Here is a 23,055-nt window from a genome sequence, read left to right on the forward strand (position 1 = left end):
TGCCGGTCTCCCGTGATTCGCTGCGCCGTCGCCCGGGTCGGGAATGCCTTCCCGGTTTTCTCTGTTTGGGGTGGCAGAAAGTTCAACGCTCAACTAAACTGGGCGTACACGAGGAGGAACCGACATGCCTGCAGTGACCGTCGAGAACCCGTTGACGCTGCCCCGAGTGACCGCGCCTGCCGACGCCGTGGCACGTCCCGTGCTCGCCGTCACGACCGCTCCGAGCGGTTTCGAGGGCGAGGGCTTCCCGGTGCGCCGGGCGTTCGCGGGGATCAACTACCGCCATCTCGACCCGTTCATCATGATGGACCAGATGGGCGAGGTGGAGTACGCCCCGGGTGAGCCCAAGGGCACGCCCTGGCATCCGCACCGCGGATTCGAGACCGTCACCTACATCATCGACGGGATCTTCGACCACCAGGACTCCAACGGCGGTGGCGGCACCATCACCAACGGGGACACCCAGTGGATGACCGCGGGCTCGGGCCTGCTGCACATCGAGGCCCCGCCCGAGCATCTCGTCGTCTCCGGCGGGCTCTTCCACGGCCTCCAGCTGTGGGTGAACCTCCCGGCCAAGGACAAGATGATGGCCCCGCGCTACCAGGACATCCGCGGCGGCTCGGTCCAGCTGCTCAGCACCCCCGACGGCGGCGCGCTGCTGCGGGTCATCGCCGGTGAGCTGGACGGGCACGCGGGCCCCGGCGTCACGCACACCCCGATCACGATGGTCCACGCGACCGTCGCCCCGGGTGCGGAGCTCACGCTGCCGTGGCGCGAGGACTTCAACGGGCTGGCGTACGTGCTGGCGGGCAAGGGCACGGTCGGACCCGACCGCCGCCCGGTCCACATGGGCCAGACGGCCGTCTTCGGCGCCGGTTCCTCGCTGACCGTCCGCGCGGACGAGAAGCAGGACTCCCACACCCCGGACCTGGAGGTCGTCCTGCTCGGCGGTCAGCCCATCCGTGAGCCCATGGCCCACTACGGCCCGTTCGTCATGAACACCCGCGAGGAACTCCAGCAGGCGTTCGAGGACTTCCAGAAGGGCCGCCTGGGCACGGTCCCGGCCGTGCACGGAATGACCGCGAGCGGTCCGCAGGACTGACGTCGCACCAGGGCGTGAGGCCTGCGGGGAGCGGTCGCACCAGGGCATGAGTCCTGCGGGGACCGGCTTCGCGCCTGGGCGTGAGTCCTGCGGGGTCCGGCTTCGCATCGGGGTGTCAGTCCTGCGGGACCGGCTTCGCGCCGGGGCGTGAGTCCTTGCGGAGACCGGTTTCGCGCCGGGGCGGCTGACGCCCCGTCACCCTGGCGGGCCTTCCTGACGGGACGGCCCGCCCGGGGCGTGGTCGGGTGGGGATGTGCAGGCCCCCACCCCGCTCCTCCCCGTCCCCGTCCGGCGCTTCGCCGCCTGGTGTGCTGTGCTGCTGCTGGTCGCCGGGGTCGTCTACGTCGGGATCCGGCTGGTCGTGGAGTTCCGGACCGCCGTCGTGCCCGTGCTGCTCGCCCTGCTCGGGACGGCGCTGCTCGGGCCGCTGCACCGGCGGCTCGTGAAGGCCGGGGTGCACCGGTCGGTCGCGGCCGGGCTCACCTGTGTCGCGGTGGTCGCCGTGGTCGGCGGGGCCGTGTACATCGTGGTCGCCGCGCTCATCGACACCGGAGACGAGATCGTCGCCTCGCTCAAGCAGGCCGCCCGCGCGGTCTCCGAGCACTTCGGCGCGGCCGGCACCTCGCTGGACGACCTGGCCTCCAACGCCCGTGAACTGCTGGGCAAGTTCGGCGGCACGGCCGCCTCCGGCGTGATCAGCGGGGTCAGCGTGGTCGGCGAGTCCATCGCCATGGCCGTCCTCGCGCTGCTGCTCGTCTTCTTCTTCCTGCGCGACTCCGACAAGGCCGCCGGGACACTGCGCTCCCTGTCGCCCCGGGGTGCGGCCGACACCCTGGAGGCCATGGCGCGGCGGGCGCTGAGGGCCGTCGAGGGGTTCATGCGGGGGACGACCCTCATCGCGCTCATCGACGCACTGCTCATCACCGTGGGCCTGCTCGTCCTCGACGTGCCCGGAGCGGCCGGACTGGGCGCACTGGTCTTCGTCGGGGCGTACATCCCCTACCTCGGCGCCTTCATCTCGGGCGCCCTGGCCGTCCTGGTCGCCCTCGCCGACCGGGGGTTCGTCATCGCGCTGTGGGCGCTCGGCGTGGTCCTGGCGGTGCAGGTGCTGGAGGGGCACGTCCTCCAGCCGATGATCCAGAGCCGGACCGTGCAGATGCACCCGGCGGTGGTGATGGTGACGATCACGGCCGGGGCCTCCGTCGCCGGAGTGCTCGGCATGCTCCTCGCGGTCCCCCTCACCGCGGCGGCCTTCGGCATCGTCCAGGAACTGCGCACCCGTTACGGCGACCAGGAGCCGTCGCCGGCACCGGAACCGTGACCGGTCACGGCGACCAGCCAGCCACCGTCCTCTCCTGCGTCGTGACCGTTACGGCGACCAGCCAGCCACCGTCCTCTCCTGTGTCGTGACCGTCACGGCGACCAGGAGCCGTCGCCCGAGCCGTTCACGGACTCGTAGAGCTCGAACCAGATGCTCTTGCCCTCGCCGCGCGGGTCGACGCCCCAGGCGTGCGCGAGCAGTTCGATCAGCACCAGGCCGCGGCCGGAGGACGCCAGCTCCCCGGGTCTGCGCCGGTGCGGCAGGTCGTCGCCGGCGTCCGTGACCTCGATCCGCAGCCGCCGCCCACCCACCTCGCCCGTGATCTCGGCGACCAGCAGCGCGTCGTGGTCGGTGTGCACGAGGACGTTCGTCAGCAGCTCGGACAGCAGCAGCACCGCCGAGTCGACCTGGTCGGGCGAGGCCCAGTCGTGCAGCAGCTCACGCAACTGCTGCCGGGCGACCGCGACCCGCTCGGGCTCGGCCTGCGCGACCGTCAGCACCGAGCGCCGCACGGGAGGCCGTACGGTCATCGCGGCACCGCAGCCGCAGCCCCCGCCCTCCCGGCTCAGCAGCAGCATCGCGATGTCGTCCTCGCGGCGGTCCGCCAGCGGGCCGGTGGTGTGGTGCGAGGACGGCCCGTGCACGGCCTGCACCAGGGTGTCGGCGAGTTCCTCCAGATCGCCCTTGTGGTCCTCCAGGATCCCGCGCAGCCGCCGCCAGCCGGAATCCAGGTCGTGGCCGCCGGTCTCCAGCAGGCCGTCCGTGCAGATCAGCATCGTCTCGCCGGGCTCCAGCGCGAGCCGGGTCGTGGGGTAGTCGGCGTCCGGGTCGATGCCCAATGGCAGACCGCCCGACGTCGGCCGCGTCAGCACCGTGCCGTCGGCCATCCGGATCGCCGGGTCCGGGTGCCCGGCACGGGCGATGTCCAGCACGCCATTAGCCGGGTCCACCTCGACGTAGACGCAGGTCGCGAAGCGCTCGTCGGCCGGGTCCTCGTCGCCGATGCCGTGCAGGAAGCGGGAGGCGCGCGACAGCACCGCGTCCGGCCGATGGCCCTCCGAGGCGTAGGCCCGCAGGGCGATCCGCAGCTGGCCCATCAGCCCCGCCGCCCGCACGTCGTGGCCCTGGACGTCACCGATGACCAGCGCGAACCGCCCGCTGGGCAGGGGGATCACGTCGTACCAGTCGCCGCCGACCTGGAGCCCGCCGCCCGTCGGGACGTAGCGGGCGGCGACGCTCATGCCCGGGATGCGCTGCGGTCCGAGCCTCGGCAGCATCGTGCGCTGGAGTCCGTCGGTCAGGGCCCGCTCGCTCTCGGCCAAGCCCGCCCGGGTCAGGGCCTGCGCCAGCATCCGCGCCACCGTCGCCAGCACGGACCGCTCGTCCGGGGTGAACGCGACCGGGTAGGTGAACGCCGCCATCCACGCGCCCATCGTCCGCCCGGCCACGGTCAACGGCAGGAACGCCCAGGAGCGGCGGCCGAAGCGCTCGGCGAGCGGCCAGGTCAGCGGGTAGCGGGCCTTGTAGTGCTCGGCGGAGGACAGGTAGACGGCCCGGCCCGTCCGCACCACCTCGGCGGCCGGGTAGTGCGTGTCCAGCGGCATGTCCGAGAAGGGGCTCTCGGTGCCCCGCTGCTGCCCGTGGTGGCCGATGATCGTCAGGCGATCGCCCGAGACGCCGAACACCGCCAGCCCGTCCGGCGAGAACCCGGGCATCGACAGATTCGCCGTGACCCGCAGGACCTCCTGGGTGGAGCGCGCCTCCGCCAGGGCCCGGCCCGCGTCCAGCAGGAACGCCTCCCGTGAGCGCCGCCAGTCGCCGGTGACCGCGCTGCGCCCGGCCGGGGTGCCCGGTGTCGGCTCGGTGACCTCCTGGAGCGTGCCGATCAACCGGTACGCCTTGCGGGCCGGGTCGAAGGACGGCTTGGAACGGCTGCGGACGACCCGGACGACCCGGCCCAGCTCGTCCATGATCCGGATCCGGACCTCGGCGAGGGTGCCCTCGGCCACGGCCAGCTGGACCACGCCGGTGATCTCGTTCCAGTCGACCGGGTGCAGCCGGGCCCGGGCCTGGGCCTCCGTGAGGCTGACCTGCTCGGCGGGCAGCCCGAGCAACCGGGCCGCCTCGGCATCGACCGTGACCAGCCCGGTGGCGGTGTCCCAGTGCCACAGGCCGGTCGCGAGGGCGGCGAGGGCCTCCCCCACGGCGGGCAGAGGCTCGCCAGTGCGCATTGCCCTACTTTAAGAAGAGGCCGTCGAACGCTGCCACCGATAGCGGACGTCTGCCCGAACGACGGCGCGTGTGTGCTCGACAACCGATCACGGCGTGCTCGACCAACGAGCGACGACCGATCACGGCGTGCTCGACCAACGACCACCGCGTAACGACCACCGCGTGCTTCGATCGACAACCACCGCGCTCGATCCATAACTGTGGAGAGCCGATCTTCGCCTGCCCGGTACGCTGGGGAGGCGTTTCACGTGAAACACAGACCCCGATCAGCGAAGACTGGATGAACGACGATGCATCGGTACAGGTCCCACACCTGCGGCGAGCTCCGCTCCTCTGACGTCGGCAGCGACGTCCGGCTGAGTGGCTGGCTGCACAATCGGCGCGACCTGGGCGGCATCCTCTTCATCGATCTGCGCGATCACTACGGCATCACGCAGCTCGTGGCCCGTCCCGGCACCCCCGCCTACGAGGCCCTCGACAAGCTCTCCAAGGAGTCGACCGTCCGTGTCGACGGCAAGGTCGTCTCCCGGGGTGCGGAGAACATCAACCCCGAGCTGCCGACCGGTGAGATCGAGGTCGAGGTCGGCGAGGTCGAGCTGCTCGGCGCGGCCGCCCCGCTGCCCTTCACGATCAACACCGAGGACGGGGTCAACGAGGAGCGGCGCCTGGAGTACCGCTTCCTCGACCTGCGGCGCGAGCGCATGCACAAGAACATCATGCTGCGGTCGTCGGTGATCGCCTCGATCCGCTCGAAGATGGTCGCCCTCGGGTTCAACGAGATGGCGACGCCGATCCTGTCCGCCACGTCCCCCGAGGGCGCCCGCGACTTCGTCGTCCCCTCCCGTCTGAACCCGGGCAAGTTCTACGCCCTGCCCCAGGCGCCCCAGCAGTTCAAGCAGCTGCTGATGATCTCCGGCTTCGACCGGTACTTCCAGATCGCGCCCTGCTTCCGCGACGAGGACGCTCGCGCCGACCGCTCGCCGGGCGAGTTCTACCAGCTCGACATCGAGATGAGCTTCGTCGAGCAGGAGGACGTCTTCCAGCCCGTCGAGAAGCTCATGACCGAGCTCTTCGAGGAGTTCGGCGGCGGCCGTCACGTCACCTCGCCGTTCCCGCGGATCCCGTTCCGCGAGGCGATGCTGAAGTACGGCTCCGACAAGCCCGACCTGCGCGCCCAGCTCGAACTCGTCGACATCACCGACATCTTCGAGGGCTCGGAGTTCAAGGCGTTCGCCGGCAAGCACGTGCGTGCCCTGCCGGTGCCGGACGTCTCCGGCCAGCCCCGCAAGTTCTTCGACCAGCTCGGCGACTACGCCGTCTCGCAGGGCGCCAAGGGCCTGGCCTGGGTCCGTGTCGCCGAGGACGGCTCGCTGACCGGCCCGATCGCGAAGTTCCTCACCGAGGAGAACGTCGCCGAGCTGACCAAGCGCCTGTCGCTCGCGGCCGGCCACGCGGTCTTCTTCGGCGCGGGCGAGTTCGACGAGGTCTCCAAGATCATGGGCGCGGTCCGGGTCGAGGCCGCCAAGCGTGCCGGGCACTTCGAGGAGGGCGTCTTCCGGTTCTGCTGGATCGTCGACTTCCCGATGTACGAGAAGGACGAGGAGACGGGCGCGATCGACTTCTCGCACAACCCGTTCTCCATGCCGCAGGGCGGCCTGGAGGCCCTGGAGACCCAGGACCCGCTGGACATCCTCGGCTGGCAGTACGACATCGTCTGCAACGGTGTCGAGCTGTCCTCCGGCGCGATCCGGAACCACGAGCCGGAGATCATGCTCAAGGCCTTCGAGATCGCCGGGTACGACCGCGAGACCGTCGAGGAGAAGTTCGCGGGCATGCTGCGCGCCTTGCGCTTCGGCGCCCCGCCGCACGGCGGCATCGCCCCGGGCGTCGACCGCATCGTCATGCTGCTCGCCGACGAGCCCAACATCCGCGAGACCATCGCCTTCCCGCTCAACGGCAACGCCCAGGACCTGATGATGGGCGCGCCGACGGAGCTGGAGGAGGCCCGGTTGAAGGAACTGCACCTGTCGGTGCGCAAGCCGCAGCCGAAGTAGGCGATCTCCCGTGAGTGGCTCGGAACCGTCGCCGGTTCCGAGCCACTTTCGCGTCCAGGGCTCTTACCCAGCTCTTACCCAGGCTCCTGACAGCCGCGCTCCCTAGCTTCCCTTCCCATGACGGGACAGGAGACGGCCCAAGGGCCGAAGCACAAACGGGATCTGACACGCCGCAAGGTCGTCGCCGCGGGCGCCGGTGCGGTGGTGGCGGTGGGTGTCGGCGGTGCGTTCGCCGCGGGCGCCTTCGCCGGCGAGGAGACGACGGCGGGCAAGGGGAAGACGGCCGGAACCTCGGGCGAGGCCTGCTACAAGCTGACCTCCGAGACGACCGAGGGCCCCTACTACATCGACGCGGACAAGCTCCGCCGGGACGTCACCGAGGACCAGGAGGGCATTGCGCTCACCCTGCGTCTGAAGGTGATCGACTCCGACACCTGCAAGCCCCTCGCCAACGCCGCCGTCGACATCTGGCACTGCAACGCGCTGGGCGTGTACTCCGGGTACGAGTCGATGGGCAGCGGGGGCGGTGGAGGGGGCGGTGGCGGTACGCCTCCCTCCGGTACGCCCTCCGGTACGCCGACCGGGACTCCCACGGGTGCGCCTCCGGGAGGCGGTGGTGGCGGTGGAGGGCACGAGGAGCCCACCGATGACGAGCGCTACCTGCGGGGCACGTGGCGGACGGACCGGAAGGGTGAGGTCGTGTTCCGCACGATCTTCCCCGGCTGGTACCAGGGGCGTTGCGTGCACATCCACACCAAGGTGCATGTGAACGGCACCTGGACCGACGCGGGCTACGAGGGCGGCACGACCTGCCACACCGGGCAGCTCTTCTTCGACGAGGCGTCCGTGCTGGCCACGGCCGAGGTCGCGCCGTACTCCACCAACACCACGACCCGCACCACCCTCGACGACGACACCATCTACCCGGGCAACGGCACCGAGGGCGGCCTGCTGCAGCTGAAGTACAAGAAGGGCGCCATCGCGAAGGGCGTCACCGCCACGCTCACCATGGGAGTCGACCCCGAGGCCACGCAGGACGGCACGGGGGCCTCCGTCCAGCCGGGCGCATCGGCCACGGCGTCCGCGGGCTGAGGGAGACGGGTGGGGCGGACGTATACGTGACGTCCGCCCCGAATTCACATACATGTACTTCTACTCAACCCGTTGACCCGGAAGGCGGGCCTCCATAAGGTCCCTTCGAGAACGCGTACGTGATTGCTGTTCATGTACGTGTACAGCAAGGGAGACAACGATGTCAGACGCCGCGACAGCGATACCCGAGGCCGAGCAACGGGCGGTGGGCAAGTTCCTGCGCCGCATGCTGCCGATCCTGGTCCTGATGCTGCTGGTCAACCAGATGGACCGGACGAACGTGGGCTTCGTCCAGGACGAACTGCGGGCCGACGTCGGAGTCAGTGCCACCGCCTACGGGCTCGGCGCGGGCCTGTTCTTCATCGGGTACGCGCTGTTCGAAGTCCCCAGCAACATGTGGCTGGAGCGGTTCGGCGCCCGGGTCTGGCTGACCCGCATCATGATCACCTGGGGTCTGGTGATCGTGGCGATGTGCTTCATCCACAACGTGTGGATGTTCTACGGGCTGCGCTTCCTGCTCGGTGTCGCGGAGGCCGGCTTCTTCCCCGGCGTGCTGCTCTACTTCACGCAGTGGCTGCCGGACTCCAGCCGGGGCCGGGCGAGCGCCATCTTCCTGGGCGGCTCGGCGACGGCCTACATCGTGACCGGCCCGATCACGGGCGCGCTCCTCGAACTGCACGGCGCGGGTGGCATCGCGGGCTGGCGCTGGATGTTCGCCCTGGAGGGCGCCTTCTCCATCCTGGTCGGCTTCATCGCCGGGTTCTTCCTGGTCTCCCGCATCCAGGACGCGAAGTGGCTCACGCAGGAGGAGAAGGACGCGCTGAGCGAGGCCGTGGCGCGGGACAAGAAGGTGCGCGACCGGGCGCCGTCGGTGTCCCGCATGAAGCTGATCTTCCACCCTCAGGTGGCGGTCCTGACCGGGGTCTTCTTCGCGATGGCCCTCACCGGCTACGCGATCACGTTCTGGCTGCCGAGTCTGGTGGAGGAGATCGGCGGGCTGTCGCCGTTCCAGATCGGGCTGCTGTCGGCGATCCCCTGGATCTGCGCGGTGATCGCGATGTACACGATGAGCCACTTCACGGACCGCGCCCCGGACCGCCGCCCCTACCTGGCGATCGCCCTGGTCCTGTCCGCCACCGGCACCTTCCTCGCCACGCTCGGCTCCCCCTGGTTCGGCCTCGCCGCCCTGACGCTGGCCGCGGTCGGCGGCAAGTGCGCGGCCACCCTGTTCTGGCCGATGGCCCAGTCGGGCCTGGACCTGAGGATCGCGGCACCGGGGCTGGCCCTGGTCAACTCCATAGGAAACCTGGGCGGCTTCGTCTCCCCCACGCTCTTCGGCTACCTGAAGGACACGACGGGCAGCACGAACGGGGGCCTGTACACGCTGTCGGCGGCGTCGATCCTGGCGGTGCTGGGGGTGGCGTTCGTGCGGCACACACATCGCGGTGAGCGGATGGGCTCGGGGGGCGGGGAGGTCGCGGCGGTGACGGGCAAGCCGGCAGTGGGCGAGGCCCGCTGACCCACCCCGACTCAGGCGTGAGGCCCGCTCCTTGTGAAGGGGGCGGGCCTCATGCCGTTGCCGGCCGATCAGGCGTCGGCGAACAGGTCCTCCACCGCGGTGGCTGTCAGGGAGCGATCGAACCAGAGGGTGAGGGTGTCGAGGTCGGTGCAGGTGGTGATGCGGTCGCGGGTGGCTTCGGGGACGGGGATGCCACGCTTGTCCAGCACGCTCAGGATGGACTCGGCCTTGCCCTCGGCCTTGCCCTCAGCCTTGCCCTCCAGGTACGTCTCCTCGAAGAGGGTTCCCCTGCCCGGGAAGTAAGTGGCGACCATCTTCTCCAGCTCTCTCCATGTCTCCCGGACCGGAGTGTTCTCCAGCCCGACTTCCAGCCATTCACACCAGTATTTCGCTGTTGCCTTGTCGAACGACCGCATGCCGCGGGCCAGCAGTTCCAGTGGCGGCGGCGTTCGCGCTTTCGCTATGGACGATGGCGGAGAAGGCCAGCGCCGGTTACCCCGCCACGAACTGGGTCAGGATGGCCTGGACCTCGTAGATGTCGACGCCCTTCGTGAAGGTCTTCTCAATGGGGGTCGGGGTGCCGGAGATCCAGATCTTGAGTTCGGCGTCCAGGTCGAAGGTGCCGGCCGTTTCCACCGAGAAGTGGGTGATGCTGCGGTAGGGGACCGAGTGGTACTCGACCTTCTTGCCGGTGATGCCCTGCTTGTCGATCAGGATCAGTCGGCGGTCGGTGAAGAGGATGGTGTCGCGGATCAGCAGGAACGCGGCGTGGACCTGCTCGCCGTGGCCGAGGAGGCGGGCGTAGTCCTGCTGGGCCGATTGCGGGTTCACGGTGTGTGCGTTGCCGAACAGTGCCATCGGTGTCCCCCCGTTTGTTGGCCGGATGCCTCGCTCATCCTACGAACAGAGGCCTTCGCAGGGCGATAAGCCTGGGGACGAACCGATCGGGAAACCCGTCCGCCCCCAGGAGGAGATCCCCCTAGGGGCGGGTGCGCGGCGCGGGTTACGCGGACTCGCCGCCGAAGCGCTCCTTGTACGACTCCAGGTCCTCGTCCGTGAGCTTGGCGAACAGGACCGGCGGGATGGTGAACGCGGTGCCCGCGGGGACGGAGGTCAGAGAGCGGGCCTCGTCCGGGGTGACCCAGGTCGCGGTGTCGTTCTCCAGGGAGAAAGCCTCACGCATCTTCTGCGCCGACGTCGGGATGAACGGCTCGGAGACCACGGCGTAGAGGTGGATCAGGTTCATCGCCGTGCGCAGGGTGAGCGCGGCGCCCTCGGGGTTGGTCTTGATCTCCAGCCAGGGGGCCTTCTCCTCCAGGTAGGAGTTGCCCGCCGACCACAGGGCGCGCAGCGCGGCCGCGGCCTTGCGGAACTGGATGGCCTCCATCTGGGACTCGTACTCCGCGAGCAGGCGGGCGATCTCCTCGCCCAGCTTCGCCTCCGCGTCGCCGGGCTCGGCGCCCGCCGGGACCTCCTCGCCGAAGCGCTTCTTGGAGAAGGACAGGACGCGGTTGACGAAGTTTCCGAGGGTGTCGGCCAGGTCCTTGTTCACCGTGGCGGTGAAGTGCTCCCAGGTGAACGACGAGTCGTCCGACTCGGGGGCGTTCGCCATCATGAAGTAGCGCCAGTAGTCGGCCGGCAGGATGTCCAGGGCGTCGTGCGTGAAGACGCCTCGGCGCTGGGACGTGGAGAACTTGCCGCCGTAGTAGTTCAGCCAGTTGAAGGCCTTGATGACGTCGACCTTCTTCCACGGGGCGCGGGTGCCCAGCAGCGTCGCCGGGAACATCACGCTGTGGAAGGGGACGTTGTCCTTGCCCATGAACTGCGTGTAGTGGACGTCGGCGTCCGACTCCCACCACCACGAGCGCCAGTCGCGGTTGGCCGGGTCCTGGTCCGCCCACTCCTTCGTCGCGCCGATGTACTCGATCGGGGCGTCGAACCAGACGTAGAAGACCTTGCCCTCCGCGGCGAGGTCCGGCCAGGTGTCGGCGGGGACCGGGACGCCCCAGTCCAGGTCACGGGTGATCGCGCGGTCGTGCAGGCCCTCCGTGAGCCACTTGCGGGCGATGGAGGAGGCCAGCACCGGCCAGTTGTCGGCGCGCTCGTCGACCCACGCCTCGACCTCGCCGGCGAGCGCCGACTGGAGGAGGAAGAGGTGCTTGGTCTCGCGGACCTCCAGGTCGCTGCTGCCGCTGATCGCGGAGCGGGCGTCGATGAGGTCGGTCGGGTCCAGGACGCGCGTGCAGTTCTCGCACTGGTCGCCGCGGGCCTTGTCGTAGCCGCAGTGCGGGCAGGTGCCGATGATGTAGCGGTCGGGCAGGAAGCGGCCGTCGGCGATCGAGTACACCTGGCGGATCGAACGCTCCTCGATGAAGCCGTTCGCCTTCAGCTCGCGGGCGATCTCCTGCGTGATCTCGTGGTTCTGCGGGGAGGAGCTGCGGCCGAAGTAGTCGAAGGCCAGGTTGAAGCCGTCGTAGATCGCCTTCTGCTGGTGGTGCGCGTCCGTGCAGAACGCGTCCACGGGGACGCCCTGCTCCTTGGCGGCGAGCTCCGCGGGGGTGCCGTGCTCGTCCGTCGCGCAGATGTAGAGGACCTCGTGGCCGCGCTGGCGCAGGTACCGGGAGTAGACGTCCGCCGGGAGCATGGACCCCACCATGTTGCCCAGGTGCTTGATCCCGTTGATGTACGGAAGGGCGCTGGTGATGAGGTGTCGAGCCATCGCGGGCTGCTCCCAAGTCGCTACGTGGGGTGACGATCTCGTGGTCTCGGTCGTCTACGGAACCTTGAAATCGTAGCTGACATGGGTACGCCGCCCGCCTCCCCTTTTGCGGGGTGGGACGCGGGCGGCGTGAGGCGGGGCGGGTGGGGGGTGCCGGTGGGCCGGTGGGGCTGAGGGTTACGGGCGCCAGTTCGCCAGTACGCCCTCGTAGAGCTCCTTGTCCGTGAGCTCGCGGGGGGTTTCGCCGGCGAGGAAGTGGGACGTGTTGGGCGTCTTGAGCTTGCGGAGGTAGTCGAAGGCCTTGTTCTCCGGGTCTCCGAAGGCGACAAAGGAGAAGAAGACGGTGGGGTGGGTCTTGGCGGCGTCGGTGAGGGCCTGGGTGGCCGGGGTCTTCGCGTCCGGGGCGCCGTCGGTCTGGAAGACGACGAGGGCGGGGGTGGAGGGGTCCGCCTTGGTCTTGTCGTGGTGGGCGAGGACCGCTTCGACTGCTGCGTGGTAGCTGGTGCGGCCCATGCGGCCGAGGCTCGCGTGCAGGTCGTCGATCTTGTTCTCGTGGTCGGTGAGGGTGATCTCGCCGGTGCCGTCGAGTTCTGTGGAGAAGAAGACGACCGGGACGGTTGCCTCGGGGTCGAGGTGGGCGGCGAGGGCGAGGGTCTGCTCGGCGAGGGCCTGGGCGGAGCCGTCCTTGTAGTACGGGCGCATGGAGGCGGAGCGGTCGAGGACGAGGTAGACCCTGGCGCGGGTGCCGGTGAGGTTGTGGGAGTCGAGGGTGGTGGTGGCGGCCTTGTAGGCGGTGGTCAGGCCCGGGGCGCGGGTCTTGACGCGGGTGAGGGGGAGGGCGGGGCCCTCCTCGGCCTTCGGCTCGGTGTCGGGCTGTGGTGTTGCCTTGGGCTTCGGCTCGGTGTCGGCCGTGGGCTTGGGCTTGGGCTCAGTCTTCGGTGTGGTCTTGCGCTTCGGCTTTGCGTCGGCTGTGGGCTTGGCCGCCTCGGCTTCGCCTTCGGCGGTCTTGTTCCCGCCCGCACCACCCGTGCTGCTTTCGTCGTCGGGTGCGGGTGGCCCCTGTGGGGCCGGATCGCCGTCGGCGGCCGCCGGCTCGGGTGCGGCCGTCTCGGCCGCGGCCTTCGGCTCGGCCGTCTTGGTGGTCTTGGTGGTCTTGGTCTTTGCGGCGGCCTTCGGTGCGGTCTCGGCCGCCGGCTCGGTTGCCTGCGCGGCCTTGGCGTCTGCCTCGGCCTTCGGCTCGGCTGTCTTCTTCGCGGCCTTGGTCTTCGGCTCGGCCGTCTTCTGCGCGGCCTCGGGCTCTGCCTCGGCCTTCGTGTCCGTCGGTGCCGCGGGCTCGGGACGCTTCTCGGCCGCGGGGCTGGCCTCCGGCTGCTCGGCCGTCTCGGCGGACGCGGTCGACTTGTCCTCCTCGGTCGGCTGCTCCACCGGCGCCGGCTTCTGCGCCGTGACCTCGTCCGTCACCGTCGGCTCCTCGGCGGCCGGCGTCTCCGCCGAAGCCGTCTTCGCCGAAGCCGTCTCCGCCTTCGCCTCCGTCGCCTTCTCCGCGACGGCCGGGGCCTCGGCGGCAGCCGCCTTCTCGACGGTCGCCGACTCCGCGACAGCGTCCGGCTTCGCCTCAACCGTCGGCTTCGCCTCAACCGTCGGTTCCTCGGCTGCCGCCTTCTCTCCCGTCGGGGCGCTCTCCGTCGAGTCGGCGGGGCGTGGGACCGCGACCTTGTCGAAGGCCGCCGACACGAGGTCGTGTTCGTCGTCGCGCGGTTCGGGGACGTTCGCGATCGGACCCGGTGTGGGTTCCGGGGAGGGGGACGGGACCTTGGGGGCCGCCGCAGGTGCTGTCGGAGTGTCCTCGGAGGTCGTCGGTTCGGTCGGCGTGGTCTGCGCCGCACCCTCCGCCTCGGCGGTTTGTGACTTGCGGGATCGTCCGAACGCGTTCCGCAACCGAGTGAGAATGCCCATGTGCGCGCAACCCTTCGCGTGAGTTGAAGCCCGTCAATCCCTGGCCAGGACGGACACGTAAGGTTAGCGGCCCTCCTGTGTGATCTTGGGCAGGGTCTGTTGTGCCAGGTCCACCTTGTCAAGGGGGCATCCGGCCCGTGCAGGTGTCGCCGCCCTGAATCGCCTCAACCCCCGTACGTCACCCGTGGGTTCAACCGTTGTTCACCCGGGCGCCCGACTGTCGCACAAATGCGCCCCTACGGTCACGCTGACACCAAGGGCATCCATGGGGAGAGTAAAGTGCGCAAGCTGCTGCCGTTGATCGGAACACCGTCCGGTTCGCATCCCGGCGGCCGGTCGGCCATGACCTGTCGTTTCCGGTGTGGTGACGCCTGCTTCCATGAGGTGCCCAACACCAGCTCCAACGAGTACGTCGGTGACGTGATCGCCGGTGCGATCGGCCGCCGGTCGATGATGCGTGCCGCGGCCGTGGTGACCGTGGCCGCCGCGGGGGCGGGTGCCGCCGGTGTCGTACAGGCTCCGCGGGCCGCCGCCGCCCCGGCCACCGGCGCCCCGTCCGCCGCTGCCGCCTCCGAGGCGGCCCGGCGCAAGCACAAGGGCGCGCGCGGGCTGCGCTTCGCGCCCGTCGCGCCGAACACCGCCGACGCCGTGACCGTGCCGGAGGGGTACCGGCAGAACGTCGTCATCCGCTGGGGCGAGCCCATCCTGCGCGGTGCGCCCGCCTTCGACCCGGAGAAGCAGACCGCCAAGGCCCAGGCCGCGCAGTTCGGCTACAACTGCGACTTCCTCGCCCTGCTTTCGCTGCCCGGGGAGCGCGGCCGGCAGCTGCTCGTCGCCAATCACGAGTACACCGACGAGATCCTGATGTTCCGCGGGTACGACGCCGCCAACCCGACCCGTGAGCAGGTCGAGGTCGCCTGGGCCGCGCACGGGCTGTCCGCCGTCGTCGTGGAGGAGGACCGCAGGAGCGGCAAGCTCACCGCCGTCACCCGGCATCAGCTGAACCGGCGGGTCACCGCCACCACCGCGTTCCGGCTCACCGGGCCCGTCGCCGGCTCCGAGCTCGTGAAGACCTCCGCCGACCCGACCGGCACCAAGGTGCTCGGCACCCTCAACAACTGCTCCGGCGGCGTCACCCCGTGGGGCACGACCCTGCACGGCGAGGAGAACTTCAACCAGTACTTCGCCAACAGCGGCCGGGCGACCGACAAACGCTACGGGATCGGCACCGGGGCGTCCGAGCGCAAGTGGGAGAGGTTCGACAAGCGGTTCGACGTCGCCCGGGAGCCGAACGAGGTGCACCGGTTCGGGTACGTGGTGGAGTTCGACCCGTACGACCCCGAGTCCACGCCGCGTAAGCACACCGCCCTCGGGCGGTTCAAGCACGAGGCGGCCACCGTGCGGCTCACCCACGACGGGCGGCCGGTCGTGTACTCCGGCGACGACGAGCGGTTCGACTACTTCTACAAGTTCGTCGGCAGCAAGCGGATGAAGCGCGGCTCGTCCCGTTCCGTGCGTGAGCACAACCTCTCCCTGCTCGACGAGGGCACGCTGTACGTCGCCAAGCTCACCGGTGACTCCCCCGCCATCGAGATCGACGGCACGGGCAAGCTGCCCAAGGACGGCGAGTTCGACGGGAGCGGCGAGTGGATCCCGCTCGCCACCGCCACCGCCGAGGGCGCCGTCTCGCACGTGGACGGGATGAGCGCCGAGGAGGTGTTCGTCTTCACGCGGCTCGCCGGTGACAAGGTGGGGGCGACCAAGATGGACCGGCCCGAGGACATCGAGCCCAACCCGGTGACCGGCAAGGTCTACGTCGCGCTGACCAACAACACCAACCGCGGTGTCGGCTCCAACGCCACGGCGGACGAGGCCAACCCGCGCAGCGCCAACAAGCACGGGCACGTGCTGGAGCTCACCGAGCGGTGGAACCGGCCCGAGAGCACCCGGTTCGCCTGGTCGCTGTTCCTGGTCGCCGGTGACCCGGACGACCCCGCGACCTACTTCGCCGGGTTCCCGAAGGACGCCGTCAGCCAGATCTCCTGCCCGGACAACGTGGCCTTCGACCCCCACGGCAATCTGTGGATCTCCACCGACGGTGCCCAGCTCGGCTCGCACGACGGGCTGTTCGGCGTGGCGACCCGGGGCGAACGGCGCGGTGAGCTCAAGCAGTTCCTGACCGTGCCGAAGGGCGCCGAGACCTGCGGCCCGATCATCCAGGACCGGCGCGTTCTCGTCGCCGTGCAGCACCCGGGCGAGATCGACGGTGCGTCCGTGGAGAAGCCGGCCAGCGCCTGGCCCGACGGGCCGGGCTCGTACGTCCGGCCGGCGGTCGTGGCCGTCTGGCGTGCCGACGGCCGCGACATCGGCGTCTGAGTCGTCTGAGTCACCTGGCAGCAGCCGGTCAGGGAAGGGCCGGGCTCGGGGGTCTGAGCGGGCCCCCGGGTGCCGGCCCTTCCCGCCCCAGCCACTCCCGGTAGGCCGGTGCCTGCCGGGCCACCTCCCCGTACGCCTCCTCCAGCGCGGGGTAGACGCCGTCGAGGTCGGTCTCCGTGCGGGCGGCGGCGAGCAGCCGTACGCCGAGCGGGTCGCCCTTGATGCGGCGTACCGCCATGTCGGGCCGGGGGGTGCGGGTCGGCTGGCAGACGGTGACCACCTCGCCGGTCGCGACCAGGGCGTCGGCCGTGTGGTAGTCGCCGTGCAGGACGTGCGGGCTGACGCGGGCGGCGCGGAACATCCGCTGAACGGCGTCCCATTCGCCGTCGACCGTGGGGTCGATCATCCAGCGGTCGCCGGCCAGGTCGGCCAGGTCGACCTCCTGCTTCACGGCCGCCGGATGGTCGACGGGCAGGGACACGCACTGCGGTTCGCGCTCCACCAGGACGCGCTGCCGGAGCTCCGCGGGGATGCGCAGCGGGCTGCCCTCCACCTCGTGCACGAAGGCGACGTCGAGCTGGCCGTCGGCGACCATGCGGAGCAGGGCGTTGGGCGAGACGTTCATGTGGAGGCTGGGGTTCTGGCCGTGGGCGCGCAGCCGGCGCAGCCAGCCCGCCAGGGCCTTGCTCGCGGTCGAGCCGATGCGGAGCTCGGCGCCGCCGGACGCCGCCGCCCTCGCCTCGGTGACCAGCAGGTGCAGGTCGGCCATGAGCGGACGGGCGCGGCTCAGGACCAGACGGCCGAGCGGGGTGGGGCGACAGCCGGTATGGGAACGCAGGAAGAGCGGTCCGCCCAGCTCCTGCTCGATACGGCGCAGTTGTGTGCTCAACGACGGCTGGGCGACGCCCAGCTGCCGGGCGGCACGGTGCAGACTGCCGGTGTCGGCTATGGCGCACAGCGCGCGGAGGTGCCTCACCTCGAGCTCCATGCTCTGTGAGGCTAAAGCGGAATCGCGGCGTTAACCAGCCACATAATTCATCGCTAAACCAGGTGAATTGGGCAGCCGATAGCGCGGTCCTATCGCCGGTTGCCATCATCACAGGCGTCGCACAGGCATCGAGACTCACCGGTGAGACTCAACCCCACCCAAGGAGTCCTCGATGCGAAAGTCCCTGTCTTCTCTGGCGGTTCTCGGCCTCGGCCTCACGATGGCCGGACTCGGAACGGCTGCCCCCGCCGCGGCGTCCCCGGTCGCGGAGCCCCACGCCGGGTTCGTCGCCAAGTCGTCCCAGTCCGCGCAGGCCGACTCCGACGCGAGCAGAGCCTTCTTCCAGGCGGTCCTGAAGTCCGTCGCGGAGAAGCGTGCCGAGAACCCGAGTGCCACCGCGGCCGTCACCGTCGTCTACGACGCCTCCCGCGCGCCCACGTTCAGCGCCCAGATAGCGCGCAGCACGCAGATATGGAACAGCTCGGTGTCGAACGTGCGGCTCCAGTCCGGCTCCGCGTCGGCGGCCGACTTCAGCTACCGGGAGGGCAACGACTCCCGCGGCTCGTACGCCTCCACGGACGGCCACGGCAGCGGCTACATCTTCCTGGACTACCGGCAGAACCAGCAGTACGACTCCACGCGGGTCACCGCCCACGAGACGGGCCACGTCCTCGGTCTTCCCGACCACTACTCGGGCCCGTGCAGTGAGCTGATGTCCGGCGGCGGGCCCGGCACGTCCTGCACCAACGCCGTTCCGAACGCGACCGAGCGGTCCCGTGTCGACCGCCTGTGGGTCAACGGCCTGGCGGCGGCGATGGACAAGGCCCTGGAGAAGTCGGCCCGCTGAGACCCCCACACGGCTACGGCCGCCCCGCTGCTGCGCGGGGCGGCCGTAGCCGTGTGCGCGGAGAGGCGCCGGGTCAGCGGCGCTCGTGGAGCGTGAGGTCCGTGACGACCGCGCGGTGGTCGGTGTCGGCCAGGTCCAGGATGCGGGTACGGCTCGCCCCGAAGTCCTCGGACACCAGGACGTGGTCGATCTGCGCGCCGAGCGTGGGTGCCGTCCGGGCCGGCCAGGTGGCCGTGCGGTCGGCGCCGTCCAGGCGGGAGGCGTCGCGCAGGCCGGTGTCGAGGATGCGGCGGAAGGCGGCGTGGTCCTGGGAGGCGTTGAAGTCCCCGGCCAGGACCAGCGGGGTGCCCGGGTCGGTGCGCGCCGCGTCGCGCAGGGCGCCGAGCTCCCGGCGCCAGAGGTCCACCTGGCCGGGCAGCGGGGGCATGGGGTGGGCGAGTTGCAGCCGTACGGCGTGCCCGTCGATGTCGGCGACCGCCCCGGGCATGCCCATCGTGCCGCGCACGCCGTCGGTGGGCCGGAGCGGGAAGCGGCTGAGGATGACGGAGCCCTCGGAACCGCCGCCCTCCACGGCCCGGCGGTGCGGATAGTCCGGGGAGAGGTCCCTCTTCAGCAGCGCGTCGCACGCGTAGTCGCATTCCTCCACGAAGACCACGTCCGGTTTCTCGCGGCGGACGGCGGTGACGAGGGAGACGGTGCCCTGGCCGAACTCGACGTTGGAGGTCAGCACGCGCAGTTCGGCGACCGGCCGGCCCGAGGGGTCGTCGGCCTTGCCGTACGGCTCGATGAACCAGGCCAGCAGGCCGAGCAGGACCACGCCCCACACCGTCCCGAGCCACCACCGGGACAGCAGCGTGAGCAGCAGGGCCACGGCGGTGGGGACGAGCAGCCAGGGGAGGAAGGCGAGGAACTGGGGGACGGGGGTGATGCCGTCGCTGTCGGCGGCCCGGAAGCCGACGATCACGCTCACCCCGGTGAACAGCAGGCCGGCACACCAGGCGCCGAACCGCCGTCCGGGAGGACGGTGCTCGCGCCCGTCGTCCCTGGCGGTCCACTCGGCGGCGGTGGTGTCCAAGGCCCGGCCTTCCGTTCGCGGGGTGGGATGCCCGAATCCTCCCTCAAAGACGGGGTGGGGCGGAGAAAGGTTGCCGGGCATCGACCCGGGCCAGGAATTCCTCCAGCGCCTGATCGAAGACGTCCGGGCGTTCCAGGTTCGGCATGTGTGCCGCGCCGTCGACGATGTGCAGCTCCGCGTCCGGGAGGGCCGCGTGCAGGGCCAGGGCGTCGGAGACGGGCGTGAAGGTGTCGTCGGCTCCCACGACGACCAGGGCCGGGACGGTGACGCGCGGCAGCAGGGCGGCGTAGTCGGGGCGGCGGGCCCGGGCGCGCAGGGCCGCGGCGGCGCCCTCGGGGGCGGTGGCGGTCATCATGCCGTGGACGTGCGCCTTGACCTCGGCGGAGGCGTAGGGGGCGACCATCCGCTCCAGGACCTCGTCGGCGTAGCCGCGCATGCCCTCGGCAAGGAGGCGGTCCGCCATGGCGTCGCGGGTGCGCACGCCCTCGGGGGTCTCCGCCGCCGGGAAGGTGTCGGCGAGGACCAGGCCGCGGACGCGCTCGGGGAAGAGGCGGTAGCAGTCCATGACGATCTGCCCGCCCATCGACAGGCCCGCCAGGACGAACGACTCCACCTTCAGCTCGTCCAGCAGGGCCTCGATGTCCCGGGCGAATCCCGAGAAGTCCGTGACGGCCGGGGTCGTGGGGGAGGCGCCGTAGCCGCGCAGGTCGGGAGCGACGACACGGCGGGTACCCGGGAACCTCTCGAGCTGCGGGGTCCACATCGTGCGGTCGAAGGGGTGGCCGTGGACGAGGACCAGGGGTACCCGATGCGTGTCGGGGCCTTTGTCCTCGTATGCGAGGAAGGGTGCCATGGCGTCGACCCTAGGCCGCCCAACTACTCGGTGCAATAAGATCTTTGCTCTCGGTGCAATCCAAGGGGGAGTCCGGCCGATGAGTGACTACCGGCGCATCGCCGACCGCATCGCCGACGACATCGCCACCGGTCGGCTGCGGCCGGGGCAACGGCTGCCGCCGCAGCGGGCGTTCGCACGGCGGCGCGGCATCGCCCCGTCGACGGCCGGGCGGGTGTACGGCGAACTCGTGCGGCGCGGGTTGGTCGTCGGGGAGGTCGGGCGCGGCACCTTCGTACGGGCCGCACCGGACGGCCCGGCAGGGCGGGCGCTCATCGAGCCCGGCCCGGCCGCCACGCCCGTCAACCTGGAGCTCAACTATCCCTCCGCCCCCGGCCAGCCGGAGCTGCTCGCCCCCGTCCTCGCGCCGCTGCTGCGCCCCGACGTGCTGGCCGAGGCACTGTTACCGGCCGCCGCCACCGGCACCGAGGCCGCCCGGGAGGCCGCGGCCACCCTGCTCATCACCCCGGGCTGGCGCCCCGCTCCGGAGCGGCTGCTGTTCACCGGCAACGCCCGGCAGGCCATCGCCGCCGTGCTGGCCTCGCTGGTCCGGCCGGGCGGCCGGGTCGGGGTGGAGCAGCTGACGTATCCGCTGGTCAAGGAGATCGCGGCGCGGCTCGGCATCACGCTGGTGCCGCTGGCCGGGGACGCGTCCGGGCTGCTCCCGGAGGCGGTGGCGGCCGCGCACCGCTCGGCGCCGCTGTCCGCCCTCTACGTGCAGCCGACCCTGCACAACCCGACGTCCCTGACGACGACCCGGCCGCGGCTGCTGCAACTCGCCCAGCTGGTCCACGACCTGAACCTGCCGGTGGTGGAGGACCGCATCTGGTCCTTCCTCCGGGAGTCCGGTGATCCGCTCGCCGCGCACGCCCCGGCCCTCACCCACGTCGTCGACGGGCTCTCCAAGCGGGTCGCCCCGGGGCTCACCGCCGGGTTCCTCGTCGTGCCGCCGCACCGGGTCGGCGCCGTGGCCCGGGCCGTGCGGTCGGGCGGCTGGAGCGCGGGACGGTTCGCGCTGGAGGCGGCCGTGCGGTGGGCCGGGGAGGGGACGGTGGCGCGGCTGGTGGCGGCCAAGCGGGCCGACGCGGCCCGGCGGCAGCGGATCCTCGCCGAGGAACTGGCGGGCTTCACCGTGCGGTCCGACCCGGGTTCCTGCTTCGCCTGGTGGGAACTGCCCGCGCCGTGGCGCGCGGACACCTTCACGGCCGCCGCCGCGGCCCACGGCATCGCCGTCACACCCGGCTCCGCCTTCGCCGTCGCCCCCGGGCACACGCCCGACGCCGTCAGGCTCGGGCTCGCGTCGGCTCCGGAACCGGATCTGCGACGGGCGCTGCGGACCCTCGCCCATGTCGCCGCGCGGCGAGCCGGGGACCGTACCGGCCCGTGACCCAGGCGCCGGCCGCCACCGCCAGGCCCAGCAGGCACAGCAGCCAGGACACCGTGCGCAGGGTGGTGGTGAGGGCGTCGTAGACCGCGCCCGCGGCCGGGCGGTGCGGGGCGTCGGGCAGGTCGGCGAGGGTGAGGCGGCGGCCGATCGCCACGGCGAGGACCAGCAGCGCGCCGCCCAGGGCCGTGCCCAGCCCGAGGGCGGTGACCGCGCGGCGGCGGCACGCGGCGACGGCGATCGCGGCGACCGCGAGGACGGCGGCGGCGAGCGGCAGCCAGAAGGCGGCGGTGTCCAGCACGTGGTACCCCTTGCGCAGTCGGTCCACGTCCTCGGCCGGAAGCACCGGGATCCGCGTGTGCGTGACCGGGATGCGATGGGCGAACGGCACGTGGTCGTCGGAGAATTGCTGCTTGACCCGGGCGATGACGGGAGCGGCGTCGACGGTGACCGGGGCCCCGTGGGCCCCGTCGTCGCGCAGGGCGCGCAGCACCGCGTCGTGCACGGCCCGGTTCGCCGCGTCCCAGGCCGCGCGGTAGGCCTCGGTGCGGGTGAAGGAACGGGCCGCGTCGTGCACGAAGGGCCCGACCGCCCCGCGCAGCGGGCCGGTGTCGACCTCGCGCCCGGCCTGCCGCATGACGCCCTCCCCCATGGCGTCCGCGACCGCCCTCCGCACGTCCGGGTCGGCGGCGAGCGGCGCCATCGTCCGCACGTAGCGGCCGGTGTCGGTGAGCCCGTGGGCCGCCCAGGACGCGAGCGCCCCGAACGGCACGAGCAGGCACGCGAGGGTGAGCAGAACGGCCGACAGGACGTTCCGCGCTCGTGGGGGCGCCTGCTGGGGACGGGGCGCCCGGTCGCGCTCGGACACCCTTCCAGGCAACGGGCCCCGGGCCGGGCCCGCGAGCGCTGCGACGCCCTCCGCCGGTCCGTCCGCCGCGCCGCACGGCACTCCACCTGCGAGAAGCGGCGTCGGCCGGACCCGGTGCCGGGCTCCCCCGAACGGGTGCCCCGGTCCCCTCGCGGCCTCAGCCGATGCGCCGGCCCGCGGCGTCCTCATGCGTGTAGTAGCGGTAGAACACCATCGCGAGGACGCCCGCCCCCACCGCGAGCCCCAGGCCGCTGGAGCTGAGCACGGTCGCACCGGACTGGCTGTACAGGAAGCCGGTCGCACCGCCCGCGAAGACGAACCAGCACACCGCGTGCAGCTCGCGGCGCAGCAGCGGTGCCAGCGCGCACACGGCCGCGAACAGCGCGGCGAACACGAGCGCCGTGACGAACCCGAACAGCAGGTTCCAGCCCGTGATGGGCCCGGCGTCGCGCCGGATGGCGGCGGCCCAGTAGCCGTAGGTGAGCCCGAGCACGATGGGCAGGCCCACCTTCACGGCGAGGTGGGTCCGCGCGCCGAAGACGTCGGGCCGGCGCCGTGGCGTGATCATCCTGCGTGAGGCGGGTGCCGCATGAGCCATGACAGCTCTCCTCTCTGTCCCTGCCCCTGGAT

18 protein-coding genes are annotated in these 23,055 nt (G+C 71.3%); 8 read left to right on the forward strand and 10 right to left on the reverse strand.

What is annotated here, in order from left to right:
• Window positions 1-124 precede the first annotated feature (124 nt).
• Together QOL88_RS20385 and QOL88_RS20390 are read left to right on the forward strand one after the other, a co-directional pair.
• The gene (locus tag QOL88_RS20385; RefSeq protein WP_097218054.1) at window positions 125-1,102 is read left to right on the forward strand and encodes a pirin family protein; all 978 of its coding nucleotides are present in this window, start codon (window positions 125-127) and stop codon (window positions 1,100-1,102) included.
• A gap of 253 nt (window positions 1,103-1,355) precedes the next feature.
• Window positions 1,356-2,423, forward strand: a complete 1,068-nt coding sequence (locus tag QOL88_RS20390) for an AI-2E family transporter (RefSeq protein WP_097218056.1) — start codon at window positions 1,356-1,358, stop codon at window positions 2,421-2,423.
• Window positions 2,424-2,515: 92 nt separating this feature from the next.
• Here QOL88_RS20390 and QOL88_RS20395 read toward each other — a convergent pair whose 3' ends face one another.
• Entirely contained in the window at window positions 2,516-4,654 is a 2,139-nt protein-coding gene (locus QOL88_RS20395; RefSeq protein WP_097218059.1) for an ATP-binding SpoIIE family protein phosphatase, read from the reverse strand.
• Window positions 4,655-4,945: 291 nt separating this feature from the next.
• Here QOL88_RS20395 and aspS point away from each other — a divergent pair, with 291 nt between their 5' ends.
• The 3 genes from aspS (at window position 4,946) to QOL88_RS20410 (ending at window position 9,320) form a co-directional block, all read left to right on the forward strand.
• Window positions 4,946-6,709, forward strand: coding sequence for an aspartate--tRNA ligase (gene aspS / locus QOL88_RS20400; RefSeq protein ID WP_097218060.1), 1,764 nt, complete (start codon window positions 4,946-4,948; stop codon window positions 6,707-6,709).
• A 117-nt stretch (window positions 6,710-6,826) separates the two neighbouring features.
• Window positions 6,827-7,801: an intradiol ring-cleavage dioxygenase gene (locus QOL88_RS20405; protein WP_097218062.1), complete on the forward strand. Its 975-nt coding sequence runs from the start codon at window positions 6,827-6,829 to the stop codon at window positions 7,799-7,801.
• Window positions 7,802-7,961: 160 nt separating this feature from the next.
• Window positions 7,962-9,320, forward strand: coding sequence for an MFS transporter (locus tag QOL88_RS20410; protein ID WP_097218064.1), 1,359 nt, complete (start codon window positions 7,962-7,964; stop codon window positions 9,318-9,320).
• A gap of 68 nt (window positions 9,321-9,388) precedes the next feature.
• Here the strand turns inward: QOL88_RS20410 and QOL88_RS20415 are convergent, their stop codons facing one another.
• From QOL88_RS20415 to QOL88_RS20430, 4 genes are all read right to left on the reverse strand, one after another.
• Window positions 9,389-9,634 (reverse strand): hypothetical protein, encoded by a 246-nt coding sequence (locus tag QOL88_RS20415; protein WP_097218066.1) that lies wholly within the window; start codon window positions 9,632-9,634, stop codon window positions 9,389-9,391.
• Window positions 9,635-9,812: 178 nt separating this feature from the next.
• Window positions 9,813-10,178 (reverse strand): PH domain-containing protein, encoded by a 366-nt coding sequence (locus QOL88_RS20420; RefSeq protein ID WP_097218068.1) that lies wholly within the window; start codon window positions 10,176-10,178, stop codon window positions 9,813-9,815.
• A 145-nt stretch (window positions 10,179-10,323) separates the two neighbouring features.
• Window positions 10,324-12,039 carry a methionine--tRNA ligase gene (gene metG / locus QOL88_RS20425; RefSeq protein ID WP_097218070.1) on the reverse strand — a complete coding sequence of 572 codons (1,716 nt, stop codon included), beginning with the start codon at window positions 12,037-12,039 and terminating at the stop codon, window positions 10,324-10,326.
• A 177-nt stretch (window positions 12,040-12,216) separates the two neighbouring features.
• Window positions 12,217-13,995 carry a VWA domain-containing protein gene (locus QOL88_RS20430; RefSeq protein ID WP_097218072.1) on the reverse strand — a complete coding sequence of 593 codons (1,779 nt, stop codon included), beginning with the start codon at window positions 13,993-13,995 and terminating at the stop codon, window positions 12,217-12,219.
• A 279-nt stretch (window positions 13,996-14,274) separates the two neighbouring features.
• Between QOL88_RS20430 and QOL88_RS20435 the strand changes: the two genes are divergently transcribed.
• Window positions 14,275-16,371: a PhoX family protein gene (locus tag QOL88_RS20435; RefSeq protein ID WP_097218074.1), complete on the forward strand. Its 2,097-nt coding sequence runs from the start codon at window positions 14,275-14,277 to the stop codon at window positions 16,369-16,371.
• Window positions 16,372-16,399: 28 nt separating this feature from the next.
• On the opposite strand, the gene QOL88_RS20440 is transcribed toward QOL88_RS20435, so the two are convergent.
• A complete protein-coding gene (locus QOL88_RS20440) occupies window positions 16,400-17,359 on the reverse strand; it encodes a LysR family transcriptional regulator (RefSeq protein WP_097218076.1) in 960 nt (319 codons plus the stop codon).
• Between the two features lie 172 nt (window positions 17,360-17,531).
• Here QOL88_RS20440 and snpA point away from each other — a divergent pair, with 172 nt between their 5' ends.
• Window positions 17,532-18,206: a snapalysin gene (gene snpA, locus QOL88_RS20445; RefSeq protein WP_097218078.1), complete on the forward strand. Its 675-nt coding sequence runs from the start codon at window positions 17,532-17,534 to the stop codon at window positions 18,204-18,206.
• 73 nt (window positions 18,207-18,279) lie between these two features.
• Here the strand turns inward: snpA and QOL88_RS20450 are convergent, their stop codons facing one another.
• Entirely contained in the window at window positions 18,280-19,281 is a 1,002-nt protein-coding gene (locus QOL88_RS20450) for an endonuclease/exonuclease/phosphatase family protein (RefSeq protein WP_257027836.1), read from the reverse strand.
• Between the two features lie 43 nt (window positions 19,282-19,324).
• Window positions 19,325-20,134 carry an alpha/beta fold hydrolase gene (locus QOL88_RS20455; RefSeq protein ID WP_097218083.1) on the reverse strand — a complete coding sequence of 270 codons (810 nt, stop codon included), beginning with the start codon at window positions 20,132-20,134 and terminating at the stop codon, window positions 19,325-19,327.
• Between the two features lie 79 nt (window positions 20,135-20,213).
• Here QOL88_RS20455 and QOL88_RS20460 point away from each other — a divergent pair, with 79 nt between their 5' ends.
• Window positions 20,214-21,560, forward strand: a complete 1,347-nt coding sequence (locus QOL88_RS20460; protein ID WP_097218085.1) for an aminotransferase-like domain-containing protein — start codon at window positions 20,214-20,216, stop codon at window positions 21,558-21,560.
• On the opposite strand, the gene QOL88_RS20465 is transcribed toward QOL88_RS20460, so the two are convergent.
• Together QOL88_RS20465 and QOL88_RS20470 are read right to left on the reverse strand one after the other, a co-directional pair.
• On the reverse strand, window positions 21,457-22,425 hold the full coding sequence (locus QOL88_RS20465) for a hypothetical protein (RefSeq protein ID WP_257027837.1): 969 nt from the start codon (window positions 22,423-22,425) through the stop codon (window positions 21,457-21,459). The two genes, QOL88_RS20460 and QOL88_RS20465, sit on opposite strands and share 104 nt — an antisense overlap.
• Window positions 22,426-22,582: 157 nt before the next feature.
• Window positions 22,583-23,023: a hypothetical protein gene (locus QOL88_RS20470; protein WP_097218087.1), complete on the reverse strand. Its 441-nt coding sequence runs from the start codon at window positions 23,021-23,023 to the stop codon at window positions 22,583-22,585.
• Window positions 23,024-23,055 lie beyond the last annotated feature (32 nt).

Origin of the sequence: Streptomyces sp. Ag82_O1-12, assembly GCF_900182715.1 — a bacterium.
GTDB lineage: Bacteria > Actinomycetota > Actinomycetes > Streptomycetales > Streptomycetaceae > Streptomyces > Streptomyces massasporeus.